This window comes from Pseudomonas sp. T1.Ur, from assembly GCF_023516725.1.
GTDB lineage: Bacteria > Pseudomonadota > Gammaproteobacteria > Pseudomonadales > Pseudomonadaceae > Aquipseudomonas > Aquipseudomonas alvandae.
This window is the reverse complement of sequence record NZ_JAMGSN010000001.1, coordinates 5,849,973-5,862,638: the sequence shown is the minus strand read 5'-3', so window position 1 is coordinate 5,862,638 and position 12,666 is coordinate 5,849,973. Positions and strand designations below refer to the sequence as shown.

The window sequence follows — 12,666 nt, the reverse complement described above, 5'->3', positions numbered from 1 at the left end:
TACTCAGATAGGGCGGCTGCCGTACTTGTTGTCAGGCTTCTTGGGCGGATCAGCGACCACGTTGGCCTCCACTTCCTGCACCTTTCCGCCCCGGGCCAGGAATTCCTCCATGGCCTTGGCGAGCGCATCACGCTCCTTGTTCTTGGCCTCTACGCTCGGCAACTCGTCGACCGATACCGCTGCCTTGGCCTTGCCTTTGGCAGTCGGGACCGGAACATCGGCACCGTCGTCGTCAGCGACGTCTTCAGCCGCCGCTTCCAGGCCTTCTTCGGCCTCGTCTTCATCACCTACTTCGAGGTCGTCGTTTTCCAGATCATCGTCGCTCATGTTCTACCTCATGACTTGCGAAAAGCAGATTAGTTATAGCCCAGCTTCGCCATCTGTCGAAGGCTGCCAGAAAAAATTCAACATCCGCCGGCAATCAGCGGTCATGCCCCTTCACCGTGCAAGGTGGCGAGGACTTTACGAGCACCGCCATGATCACGGTGTTCGCCCAAATAGACACCTTGCCAGGTACCCAATGCCAACCGCCCCGCCGTTACCGGAAGGCTGAGCTGACACCCCAGCACACTGGCCTTGAAGTGCGCCGGGAGGTCGTCCAGGCCTTCGTCGTTGTGCTCATAGTCGGCGGTTCCTTGTGGGATCAGCCGATTGAAAAATCGTTCGAAGTCTCGACGTACCGCCGGATCGGCGTTCTCGTTGATGGTCAACGAGGCCGAGGTGTGCTGCAGCCACAGATGCAACAGACCGACACGACACGCCTTGAGTTCAGGCAGGCCGGCAAGCAACTCGTCTGTCACCAGATGAAAGCCCCGGGGCCTTGCCCGCAGGGTTATCAACGTCTGTTGCCACATACAGATCTCCGCACGTTCGGCGCGCATTCTAGCGCGCTCTGGGAAAAAACAAAGGGCCTAATATTCTTGCCCCCATGTAAGCCTTTGGCGGTAGAAAAACCCATGTCGCATACACAACAAAAGGCGTCGGAAAAACCAGCACGCCCTGTGAGCAATGACAAATTCCAGACAAAAAAATGCCCGGCGAACCGGGCATTTTTTTTATGCGCTGCTTACAGGTTGTAACCGCGCTCGTTGTGCTGGGCCAGGTCCAGGCCCACGGCTTCTTCTTCCTCGGAGACACGCAGGCCCATGACGGCGTCCAGTACCTTGAGGATGATGAAGGTGACGATCGCGGTGTAGACCACGGTGAACGCCACGCCCTTGAATTGAACCCACACTTGCGCGCCGATATCGGTCACGGTGCCGAAGCCACCCAGGGCCGGTGCGGCGAACACGCCGGTCAGGATCGCGCCGAGGATACCGCCGATGCCATGCACGCCGAAGGCGTCCAGGGAGTCGTCATAGCCGAGTTTGCGCTTGAGGGTGGTGGCGCAGAAGAAGCACACCACGCCGGCCGCCAGGCCGATAACCAGGGCACCCATCGGGCCCACGGTGCCAGCAGCGGGAGTGATGGCGACCAGGCCGGCCACGACACCCGAGGCGATGCCCAGTGCGCTTGGCTTGCCGTGGGTGATCCACTCGGCAAACATCCAGCCCAGCGCCGCCGCGGCGGTAGCGATCTGGGTGACCAGCATCGCCATGCCGGCGGTGCCGTTGGCGGCAACGGCGGAACCGGCGTTAAAGCCGAACCAGCCGACCCACAGCATGGCCGCGCCCATCAGGGTATAACCCAGGTTATGCGGCGCCATTGGCGTGGTCGGGAAGCCCTTGCGCTTGCCCAACACCAGGCACGCCACCAGGCCGGCGATACCGGCGTTGATGTGCACCACGGTGCCGCCAGCGAAGTCCAGCACGCCCCAGTCCCACAGCAGGCCGCCGTTACCGGACCAGACCATGTGCGCAATCGGCGCATACACCAGGGTGAACCACACGCCCATGAAGATCAGCATGGCGGAGAACTTCATCCGCTCGGCAAACGCGCCGACGATCAGGGCCGGGGTGATGATGGCGAAGGTCATCTGGAAGGTGATGAACACCGCTTCAGGGAACAGCGCCGCCGGGCCGGTCAGGCTGGCTGGCGTGACCCCCGCCAGGAACGCCTTGCCGAAACCACCAATGAAGGAATTGAAGTTGACGACGCCCTGCTCCATGCCGGTGGTGTCGAACGCGATGCTGTAGCCATAGATGACCCACAGGACGCTGATCAGACCGGTAATGGCAAAGCACTGCATCATCACGGAAAGAAGGTTTTTCGACCGGACCATGCCACCGTAGAACAGGGCGAGGCCGGGAATGGTCATGAACAGTACAAGAATCGTGGCCGTCAGCATCCAGGCGGTGTCGCCGGAGTTCAGGACGGGGGCTGCCGCTTCTTCTGCCATGGCCAGGCCAGGCATTGCGAAGGACAACAGGGCTCCTAGCCCTGCGAATTTACGCAGAGTCATATTGTTTTCTCCTGGGGCGTTGGGTTTGGCGGCTTAGATGGCGTCGGTATCGGTTTCGCCGGTACGGATGCGGATAGCCTGTTCCAGATTGACCACAAAGATCTTCCCGTCACCGATCTTGCCGGTGTTGGCGGCCTTGGTGATTGCCTCGATCACCCGGTCAAGATCCTTGTCGTCAATGGCGACATCGATCTTCACCTTGGGCAGGAAATCGACCACGTATTCCGCGCCGCGATACAGCTCGGTGTGACCTTTCTGCCGACCGAAGCCTTTGACCTCAGTAACGGTAATGCCCTGCACGCCGATCTCGGACAACGACTCGCGCACGTCGTCCAACTTGAACGGCTTGATGATGGCAGTGACTAGCTTCATGAAACTTTCTCCCGAATTGGTGGACTTGCCCCAGGAAAACAAACCCGACTCAAGTCTAAGCGCAGTGCCTGGCTTTGTAACGCGTCGTCGGCCCAAGTTGCCCGACAGGTGCCAGTTAACCGATCCTGACGAAACTCCCCGTTTCGCCTGCTGCACTGCATTCGTCACAGCGACTGCATCAGTGCATGGGTCATCAGCCTCTAAGCAGAAACCTTGCCATCTGTGCCCAACCCTCCTGATTTCAATCCCTTACCCGCTGCATGAGCCGGTGTCACGCCACCCAGCGCAACGATACGCACAACAACGGTGCGACAGCGCCCGGCCCCGTGCGCGAAAAGCGTGCATCCCTGCCTGGCGAATTGACTATAGACACTGCGTGATACACTGCCCGCCATTGTTTTCCAGGACACCCTGCCATGCTTGCGCCCAAAGACCTCCTCGACGCCCTGAGCGGCCATGCCTCCCGTTTGTTGAGTGGCGACACGCCGCTGCCCAAAAGCGAAATCGAAAGCCAGTTCAAGGCCCTGCTGCAAAGCGGCTTCAGCAAGCTGGACCTGGTCAGCCGGGAGGAATTCGACAGCCAGATGGTCGTGCTGGCGCGTACACGGGCCAGGTTGGAAAGCCTCGAGGCAAAAGTGGCCGAGCTGGAAGAGCGACTGGCTTCGACGTCGCCGTAAGCGACCTCAGCCTTGGGCAACCTTTCGCGATTGCCCGGGGACCGGCGTGATCGGCAACTCCAGGATGAAAAGCGCCCCCTTGCCCTCCCCCGCGCTGCGCACCGTCAGGTCGCCGCCCATCTCATGGGCGGCCAGGATGCAGCTGTGCAGGCCAAAACCATGACCGTCGGCACGCGTGGTGAAGCCATGCTCGAACACCCGGGCAAGGTTGCCCTCGGTAATGCCTTCGCCGTTGTCCTCCACCTCGATTCGCACACGGGCGTCGTCAACCGCCTTCAGGCGTAACGTGATGTGCGGCGACCGATCCGTGACCGGGACAAGCGCCTGCTTGGCGTTGTTTATCAGGTTGACCAGGATCTGCAGGACCTTGTGCTTGTCCAGCGGCATCATCGGCACATCGTCAAGTTCCTGGACCAGCGTCACCTTGTGCCGCACCAGGGACACCCCGCTGATGCGCACCACATCCTCCACCAACTCACGCAGCATGCCCGGTTCCAGGACACTGGAATTACCGGCGTAGGACTGCTGGGTCGCGACGATTTCCTTGATGTGGTCGATTCTGCGGGTCAACTGCGCCAACTCGGCGATCATGGCCTGCTGTTCGATGGCCAGTGCCTCGGCCAACTTGCCGAGATAGTCCGGCAGCGCGCGGCCTTTCGGGTCACTGCTGATGAAATCGCCCAAGTCATCGGGATGCTCCTTCATCAACTGGACGACCTTGGCGACGCCCGGCCCCTTGGAAGAATGGACCTTGTCATACAGGACCTGGGCGGAGACATTGACACTGTTGAGCACGTTACCGACGTTGTGCAGCACGTTGGTCGCGATTTCCGCCATGCCCGCGCGGCGCGCCGTCGTGACCAGTTCGGCCTGCGCCTCGCGCAGCTCGTCGTTGACCCTGGCCAATTGCTGCGGGCTGGGAATCTTCAAGGCAGCGGGCACCAGCCTGATCAACAGGATCGCGGTAATCACCGAGGCGATGGCGGTGATCACCTTCACCAGCGCCGACAACCAGTAGTAAGGCTGCCAAATGGTCAGGATTTCCATGACATGGCTGGTTCCGCAGGCCAGGATGAACACACCGAAAGCCGCCAGCATCCAATCGAAAGGGACGTCCTTGCGCTTGTTGATGAAGTAGATGAGCGTAAAGGGAATGGAGATATAGCTCAGGGTGATCAAGCCATCGGCGATCACGTTGGTCCACAACAGATCCGGCCGCCACATGTAGCAATGCCCGTGGGGCATGAAGCGCTTGTCGGTCAACAACGCCAACAGGTCGTCCATGGGTCACATCCTCTCTGTGCGTTGATCCCGCCCGGTGCCGATCAGACAAAATCCAGCTTAGCAGAGGCCTCGCCCGGGCCACGCTCATCCTGGGATGGCGCCGGCGCCTCGGTAATATCCTGCGAAGATTTCCCCTTCGAATGGCCGCTCATGTGCTGGTTTCCCCGACTAGTCTTCAGGAGCCGCAGGACGCGGCACCCTATTCGTCTCAAGGACCGCTTCATGTCGCTCGCCATTGTCCACAGCCGCGCCCAGGTGGGGGTGGAGGCTCCCGCCGTTACCGTTGAAGTTCATCTGGCCAATGGCTTGCCGTCGCTGACGATGGTCGGTCTGCCGGAGGCAGCAGTGAAGGAAAGCAAGGACCGGGTGCGCAGCGCGATCATCAATTCGGGGCTCAATTTTCCGGCACGACGCATCACCCTTAACCTGGCACCGGCGGACCTGCCCAAGGACGGCGGGCGGTTCGACCTGGCGATTGCCCTCGGCATCCTGTCCGCCAGCGTGCAGGTGCCAACGCTGATGCTGGACGACGTGGAATGCCTCGGCGAGCTGGCTTTATCCGGCGCCGTGCGGCCGGTACGCGGCGTTTTGCCGGCGGCATTGGCGGCACGCGCGGCCGGGCGGATGCTGGTGGTGCCGCGAGCGAATGCCGAGGAAGCCTGCCTGGCATCGGGGCTCAAAGTGATCGCCGTGGATCATCTGCTCGAAGCGGTGGCGCATTTCAACGGCCACACGCCTGTCGAGCCCTTTGCCTCCAACGGGCTGCTCTCGGCCAGCAGGCCGTACCCCGATCTCAGCGAAGTCCAAGGGCAGGCAGGTGCCAAGCGTGCGCTACTGATCGCGGCAGCGGGCGCTCATAACCTGTTGTTCAGCGGCCCACCGGGCACCGGCAAGACCCTGCTGGCGAGCCGTTTGCCAGGGCTGTTGCCGCCACTGGCCGAAAGCGAGGCCCTGGAGGTCGCAGCCATCCAGTCGGTGGCCAGTTGCGTGCCGCTGAGCCATTGGCCGCAACGTCCGTTTCGCCAGCCACACCACTCGGCCTCAGGCCCGGCGCTGGTGGGAGGCGGATCCAAGCCTCAACCGGGGGAAATCACCCTCGCCCACCATGGTGTCCTGTTCCTGGATGAGCTGCCGGAGTTCGACCGCAAGGTGCTGGAAGTGCTGAGGGAACCGCTGGAGTCCGGTCACATCGTGATCTCCCGGGCCCGGGACCGCGTGCGCTTTCCGGCGCGCTTCCAGTTGGTGGCGGCGATGAATCCCTGCCCCTGTGGATACCTCGGCGAGCCCAGCGGCCGTTGCGCCTGCACGCCCGACATGGTGCAGCGCTACCGCAATAAACTGTCCGGCCCCTTGCTTGATCGCATCGACCTGCACCTGACCGTTGCACGGGAGGCCACGGCGCTGAATCCGAAAGGCGAACCCGGTGGCGACACGGCCACCGCGGCCGAGCGGGTGGCCGAAGCCCGGGAGCGCCAGCAAATACGCCAGGGTTGTGCCAACGCGTTCCTGGACCTGCCAGGCTTGCGCCAGCATTGCAAACTGTCCACCGCCGACGAAGCCTGGCTGGAGACTGCCTGCGAACGACTGACCCTGTCGCTGCGGGCCGCCCACCGTCTGCTCAAGGTCGCCCGGACCCTGGCCGACCTGGAGCATGTGCAGCGGATCAGCCGGGAACACCTGGCCGAAGCGCTGCAGTATCGACCGACCACGGCCTGAAACAGCTTAGGGTTTGCTCAGGTCCACCAACGGCGTATCCCGCACTTCGGTTTTGCGATCGCCTTGGATGTCGTCGATACGCTTGAGGGCCTTGTCCACCGCCGCCTTGTCCGCCAGGAGGCTGTAGTGGATCTGGAACTGCTTGCGCTCTTTCGGCGCGATGGTCGGCACCAGGCCCAGCGGGCGCTGGTAGTGGCGGTTGTAGGAAAAGCTGGTGCCCGGCTCAAGCCCGGTCACGTAGCCCTGGCCTTGGGTATCGGTGTTTTTCCACAGGGAAAATACCGGGAGCGTGGCCGTGTTGAAGCCCACCGAGACGCCAAGGCTGCCGGCCTTGTTGTGCAGCACCGTCAACGTGTCGCCCTTGGCATCGCCGTAAGGCACGACGTTGTAGACGGTTTCGTCGTAATCCTTGGTTGGGGCTCGATAGGTCGTCCAATCCTTCAGGTCGCCCTTGGCCTTGTCATTGAATGGCGAGACTTGCTTGACCGGCGCTGCGAAACGCGCGCCCTGTTCCAGGAAGGGGGTGCTGAAATTGCTGTGGTAGAGCGCCTGGTATTCCTTCGGGTAGTCGCCGTTGTTGGTCAGCGTGTCGTTGAGGGCGAAAGTCACGCTGCCAGGCTCGGTGACCAATTCGGTCTGGACCGAGAAATCGACTTTCTTGAACGCCTGCTCCTTCAACTCGCCTCGCAGGGTGATGGCGTAGGGCGGTTTTTCATCGATGTGCAGGGTGACCTTGTTGGCTGGGATATTGGCAGCGCGACCATGCAGGGTCAGCAGCTCGCCGTTGTCCATGCCCGGGTGGCCAACCCATTCGTAGCCACAGCGCGTGACGAGTTCATTGAAACCTTCCAGCCAGCCCAGGCCGCCGCGGCCGTTGAGTTCGATGAAAGCTGGATTGACCACTTCCTTGACCGGCGAATCCCAACCCATGCGCACATTGCCGACAGAAGCCTGCAGCACGTTCATGCCTCGGGTCGGAACGACCGAGAGCTTCAGGGAGCCGTTGTCGATGTCGACGATGCTGACGCCTTCCTGCCGACCGCCGTGCAGGGTGCGCATCGTCACGGAGAACGGCTTGCCGGTTTTCACGCCTAGCTGTTCGCTGGTGATTTTCCAGGGTTGGGCCGCCTTATCGGTATCCAATAGGACGTAATCCCAAGCCAGGGCATGGGAGGCAGCGCCCAGGGCGCCAAGGGTAACGAGGAGTTTGAGCGGAGTCATGGACGTGACCTTTTATTGGAGTTGTGCGGTTTTTATAGACTTGAAGAAACGTTTCAGCAAGCTTAAAAACAGCAATTCTCTGTAAAAGAACAAGCATGAGGTTCAAGTAGGGGTGAGCCAGAACATGTGGCGAGGGCGCTTGCTCCCGCTGGCCTGCACTGTAGGAGCTGCCGAGCGAAGCGAGGCTGCGATCTTTCCAGGGCCCGTAGTCAAGATCAAAGATCGTCCGAACGCGGCCCGAGCCTTCGGCAGCGCCTACCACCAGCCAGCGGAGCAAGCTTCCTCGCCACGGGGCTCGGGTCAGCTCGCCCGTGACGGGACGCTTCAGCGGAACCGATCAACCTCTTTGCGCAGGTCCTGCGCCAGTTTTTCCAGTTCCTTGGCAGTGATCGCCAGGTTCGAGACCACTTCCCTTTGTTCGGTGTTGGCCATGGCAATGCTTTGCAGGTTGCTGCTGAGCAGGGTCGCGGTGCTGCTCTGTTCTTGGGTGGCGGTGGTGATTGCCGCGAATTGCTGGCCGGCGGAGCGGCTTTGCTCATCGATACGCGCCAGGGCCGAGGCGACATTGGCGTTGCGCGACAGACCTTCCTGCATCAACAGGTTGCCTTGTTCCATGGTGCTGATGGCGTTGCCGGTTTCCTGCTGGATGCTCTGGATCATCCCGGAAATTTCATCGGTCGCCTGCCGAGTACGGGAGGCCAGGCTGCGCACTTCATCGGCCACCACGGCGAAACCACGGCCCTGCTCACCCGCGCGGGCGGCTTCGATGGCGGCGTTCAGGGCCAACAGGTTGGTCTGCTCGGCGATGGAGGTGATGACGCCAACGATGCCGCCGATTTCCTGGGAACGCTGGCCCAGGGTGTTGATGACCGTGGCCGTGCTGTTCAGCGCGCCGGCGATCTGTTCCAGGGACGATGAGGCCTCGTCCATCGACGTGCGGCCGATCTTGGTTTGCTGGGCGTTTTCCTGGGCCAGGCGCTGGGTATTGCCCATGTTGTCGGCAATGTTCAGGGACGTGGCGCTGAACTCTTCAACGGCGCCTGCCATGCTGGTGATTTCACCGGACTGCTGCTCCATTCCCTCATAAGCGCCGCTGGACAAGCCCGACAACGCTTGGGCACGGCTGTTGACCTCCTGCGACGCTTTGCGGATGTGCTCGACCATGGTCGACAAGGCCTGGCTCATCTGGTTGAAGGCACGGGCCAGTTGGCCGATTTCATCATGGCTCGACACGTTCAGGCGCACGCTCAAGTCGCCGGCTCCCAGCGCTTCGGCCTGGCGCACCAGATCCCCGAGCGGCGCCAGTTTGCTGCGCAACAACCACATCGCCGAGCCGACCGCCAACAACATCGCCAGCAAGCTGCCAATTGCCAGTTGCGTACCGACGCTCCAGGTCACGGCGCGAATCTCGGCTTTCGGCATGCTCGCCACGACCGCCCACGGCCCACCTTCAAACGGCACGGCAACGCTGTAGAAATCTTCTGCGGTGTCTTCCCAGAACGCGCCTTTGCCTGGTTTCTTGACCAAATGGGTGATGGTCGCGGTGGCCTTGTCCAGCGCCTGCACGCCCGCTGGCGGCACCAGCCATTTGCTTTGCTCGTCCAGCAACGCCAGGGAACCGGTCTGGCCGATACGGAAGCGCTTGAGGTTTTCGAACTGGGCGTTTTGCGCGTCGGTGTAGTCGAAGCCTACGTACAACACGGCAATGATCTTGCCGCTGCTGTCGCGCACGGGCGTGTATTGCGACATGTAGTAGCGTCCGAACAGCAAGGCACGGCCGATGTAGCTCTGGCCCGCCATGACCGGGCCATAAGCCGGGCCGGCGCGGTCAAGCACGGTGCCGATCGCGCGCGTGCCGTCCTGCTTGGTCAACGACGTGCTGACGCGGATGAAGTCGTCGCCGCTGCGCACGAACACCGTGGCCACCCCGGCGGTCATCGTCTTGAAGTCGTCCACTTCCTTGAAGTTGTTGTTCAACACTTCGCCGCCCAGGCTCAAGCCCGGCGTCTGCACGCCCGCCACCGTCACGGGTTGGTCCGCATGTACGCTCAAGCCCGCGCTGAAGCGCTTTTCGAACAGACCGGCCAACCGCTGCGTGCTCTCGCGCAAGGTGCCGTGGAATGTATTGAGCTGGTCGGCCATCAGGCGCGCTTCGCTGGCCAGATGCTCTTCACGGGTCGAAAGGTTGGCGGCGTCCAGCGAACGCAAGGCGAAGACGGTACTGCCGGAAATCACGACCGCCAATATCACGGCTAGGGCAAGGCCAAGCTGTGAGGCGATCCGGGCACGGGGTTGAGACATGACGGCTCCTGGCCGAGAGACCGGATCGTCCTGATCACGTCGCACGCTCGGCATCTTATTCGTTAAGGTATGAATTGGCCCTTTCTGAACGAAGGTTCTATGTCCACGGATTCGGCAGCAAACCCTAATACTTGAGCGATCCGGAAGGATAAATGCCAAACAACCGGCGCCAAGGCTTCAACGATTCAGCCCAGGCGCTCCACGTCGGGTAGCTGCATGGCCTTGACCTCGCCCTGGAGAAAATCGCTGAGCCGACGCAAGCGTTCACCGCCCGACCGGGTTTTCGGCCAGACCAGATAGTAGTGCTCGCCGCTGGCGACCGCCGTCGGCCATGGCAGGCTCAAGCGCCCCTGGGCGACGTCTTCGGCCACCATCAACAGGTCGCCCATGGACACGCCATAACCACGGGCCGCCGCGATCATGCCCAGTTCCAACGTGTCGAAGACCTGGCCGCCCTTGAGCGAGACCTTGTCGGCCAGGCCCATGCGCTGCAACCAATTGCGCCAGTCCCGGCGATCTGGCGTGGGGTGCAGCAGTTCCGCGCTGGCCAGGCGCGCCACGTCCCAAGGCTGATCGTTCAAGAGGTTCGGTGCGCCCACCGGGATCAATTCCTCGGGGAACAACAAACTGGCCTCCCAATCCCCAGGGAAGTGCCCGTTACCCAGCAGTACCGCGCAATCGAAGGGTTCGGTGTTGAAATCCACCGAGTCGATGTCCATCCAGGCACTGGTCAATTGCACCTCGTTGCCAGGCTGCAGATGCCGGAAACGACTCAACCGTGCCAGCAGCCAGCGCATGGTCAGGGTCGATGGCGCCTTCATGCGCAAGATGCCGTCATCACCGTGCAACGTATGACAAGCCCGCTCAAGGGCCATGAAGCCTTCCCGCACGCCCGGCAGCAGCAGGCGCGCCGCTTCGGTCAACTGCAGGTTGCGGCCGCTGCGCTGGAACAGCCGGCAGGCAAAATGATCTTCGAGCGTGCGGATGTGTCGGCTCACCGCACTCTGGGTAATCGACAGCTCTTCGGCGGCCCGGGTAAACGAGCTGTATCGCGCCGCCGCTTCGAATGCCCGCAATGCATAAAGAGGAGGAAGACGACGAGACATCGGGAAAGCTCCTATAGCGATGTACGAAACCCTATCAGAAGATCGCTCCAGCATGAGTTTTAATCATGCCAGCAATCGTATTTATCCTTTTGTGCAAACCACGGCGAGCGCCGAGAATCAACGCTTTACTGCCTTGTTGAACATGGAGCGTGATGATCATGCAGCATCCAGCGCGTACCGAACTCTGGGCCATCCTGCGGCTGGCGGGGCCGTTGATAGCTTCGCAGTTGGCGCACATGCTGATGGTCCTCACCGACACCGTGATGATGGCACGCCTGAGCCCTGAAGCCCTCGCCGGCGGGGGACTCGGGGCCGCGACTTATTCATTCGTCTCGATTTTCTGCATCGGCGTGATCGCGGCGGTGGGCACCCTGGTCGCGATCCGCCAGGGCGCGGGCGACATCGAAGGCGCCACCCGGCTGACCCAGGCCGGTTTGTGGTTGGCCTGGCTGATGGCACTGATGGCGGGCCTGCTGCTATGGAACCTCAAGCCGGTGCTGCTGATGTTCGGCCAGACCGAAACCAATGTGTTGTCCGCCGGACAGTTCCTGCTGGCGCTGCCGTTCGCCCTGCCCGGCTACCTCAGTTTCATGGCCCTGCGCGGTTTCACCAGCGCAATCGGCCGGGCCACGCCGGTCATGGTGATCAGCCTCGGTGGCACGGTGGCCAACTTCCTGCTCAACTACGCGCTCATTACTGGCATGTTCGGCTTGCCGAAACTCGGCTTGATGGGGATCGGCCTGGTGACGGCAATCGTTGCCAACAGCATGGCCCTGGCGCTGGCGTGGCACATCCATCGGCACCCGGCCTACCGGGCGTATCCGTTGCTCGCTGGCCTGTCACGGCCTAATCGCCAGTACCTCAAGGAATTGTGGCGCCTCGGCCTGCCCATTGGCGGTACCTACGCGGTGGAAGTCGGGCTGTTCGCGTTCGCCGCCCTCTGCATGGGCACCATGGGCAGCACGCCACTGGCGGCCCATCAGATCGCACTGCAAATCGTCTCGGTGGCATTCATGGTGCCGGCGGGCATGTCGTACGCCATCACCATGCGCATCGGCCAGCACTACGGCGCCGGCCAGCTGCCAATGGCGCGACTGGCCGGGCGAGTCGGGATTGGCTTCGGCGCGGCGGCGATGCTGGCGTTCGCCATGGTGTTCTGGTTGCTGCCTCACCAACTGATCGGTTTGTTCCTGGACCACAACGACCCGGCGTTCCGCGAAGTGATCGACCTGGCGGTGAGCCTGCTGGCCGTGGCCGCCTGGTTCGAACTGTTCGACGGCACGCAAACCATTGCCATGGGTTGCATCCGCGGACTGAAAGACGCCAAGACTACGTTCCTGGTGGGCCTGGGTTGCTATTGGCTGATTGGCGCGCCAGCCGCGTGGTGGATGGCGTTCCATTTGCACTGGGGGCCGACTGGCGTCTGGTGGGGCCTGGCCTTGGGGCTGGCCTGCGCGGCGGTGAGCCTGACGCTGGCGTTCGAATGGAAGATGAAGCGGATGATTCGCCGGGAACCGGGGCAGCCCGGTTTCGAAGCCATCCCGGCCAAATGAAACTCATCCCCCTGTGGGAGCGAGCTTGCTCGCGA

At 62.0% G+C, this 12,666-nt stretch carries 12 protein-coding genes; 3 read left to right on the top strand and 9 right to left on the bottom strand.

Translation table 11 applies throughout. The features are described from left to right. Window positions 1-3 precede the first annotated feature (3 nt). From sutA to glnK, 4 genes are all read right to left on the bottom strand, one after another. Window positions 4-327: a dormancy-specific transcriptional regulator SutA gene (gene sutA / locus M8Q45_RS25875; RefSeq protein WP_007941277.1), complete on the bottom strand. Its 324-nt coding sequence runs from the start codon at window positions 325-327 to the stop codon at window positions 4-6. A 101-nt stretch (window positions 328-428) separates the two neighbouring features. Next, a complete protein-coding gene (locus M8Q45_RS25870) occupies window positions 429-854 on the bottom strand; it encodes a secondary thiamine-phosphate synthase enzyme YjbQ (RefSeq protein WP_030138180.1) in 426 nt (141 codons plus the stop codon). 212 nt (window positions 855-1,066) lie between these two features. Further along, a complete protein-coding gene (locus M8Q45_RS25865) occupies window positions 1,067-2,401 on the bottom strand; it encodes an ammonium transporter (RefSeq protein ID WP_249876928.1) in 1,335 nt (444 codons plus the stop codon). Window positions 2,402-2,434: 33 nt separating this feature from the next. Beyond that, on the bottom strand, window positions 2,435-2,773 hold the full coding sequence (gene glnK, locus M8Q45_RS25860; RefSeq protein ID WP_002555808.1) for a P-II family nitrogen regulator: 339 nt from the start codon (window positions 2,771-2,773) through the stop codon (window positions 2,435-2,437). Between the two features lie 416 nt (window positions 2,774-3,189). Here glnK and M8Q45_RS25855 point away from each other — a divergent pair, with 416 nt between their 5' ends. After that, window positions 3,190-3,450, top strand: a complete 261-nt coding sequence (locus M8Q45_RS25855) for an accessory factor UbiK family protein (protein ID WP_030138193.1) — start codon at window positions 3,190-3,192, stop codon at window positions 3,448-3,450. Window positions 3,451-3,456: 6 nt separating this feature from the next. Here the strand turns inward: M8Q45_RS25855 and M8Q45_RS25850 are convergent, their stop codons facing one another. Then, entirely contained in the window at window positions 3,457-4,734 is a 1,278-nt protein-coding gene (locus tag M8Q45_RS25850; protein WP_249876927.1) for a sensor histidine kinase, read from the bottom strand. A 222-nt stretch (window positions 4,735-4,956) separates the two neighbouring features. Between M8Q45_RS25850 and M8Q45_RS25845 the strand changes: the two genes are divergently transcribed. Continuing rightward, window positions 4,957-6,450, top strand: a complete 1,494-nt coding sequence (locus M8Q45_RS25845) for a YifB family Mg chelatase-like AAA ATPase (protein ID WP_249876926.1) — start codon at window positions 4,957-4,959, stop codon at window positions 6,448-6,450. Between the two features lie 6 nt (window positions 6,451-6,456). On the opposite strand, the gene M8Q45_RS25840 is transcribed toward M8Q45_RS25845, so the two are convergent. From M8Q45_RS25840 to M8Q45_RS28450, 4 genes are all read right to left on the bottom strand, one after another. Next, window positions 6,457-7,671, bottom strand: a complete 1,215-nt coding sequence (locus M8Q45_RS25840; protein WP_249876925.1) for an aldose 1-epimerase family protein — start codon at window positions 7,669-7,671, stop codon at window positions 6,457-6,459. A gap of 324 nt (window positions 7,672-7,995) precedes the next feature. Next, window positions 7,996-9,972, bottom strand: a complete 1,977-nt coding sequence (locus tag M8Q45_RS25835; RefSeq protein ID WP_249876924.1) for a methyl-accepting chemotaxis protein — start codon at window positions 9,970-9,972, stop codon at window positions 7,996-7,998. 185 nt (window positions 9,973-10,157) lie between these two features. Continuing rightward, a complete protein-coding gene (locus tag M8Q45_RS25830) occupies window positions 10,158-11,078 on the bottom strand; it encodes a LysR substrate-binding domain-containing protein (protein WP_030138186.1) in 921 nt (306 codons plus the stop codon). 34 nt (window positions 11,079-11,112) lie between these two features. Next, entirely contained in the window at window positions 11,113-11,238 is a 126-nt protein-coding gene (locus tag M8Q45_RS28450; RefSeq protein WP_283939082.1) for a hypothetical protein, read from the bottom strand. Between M8Q45_RS28450 and M8Q45_RS25825 the strand changes: the two genes are divergently transcribed. Continuing rightward, entirely contained in the window at window positions 11,237-12,631 is a 1,395-nt protein-coding gene (locus M8Q45_RS25825; RefSeq protein ID WP_249876923.1) for a NorM family multidrug efflux MATE transporter, read from the top strand. The genes M8Q45_RS28450 and M8Q45_RS25825 overlap by 2 nt on opposite strands. Window positions 12,632-12,666: the final 35 nt, after the last annotated feature.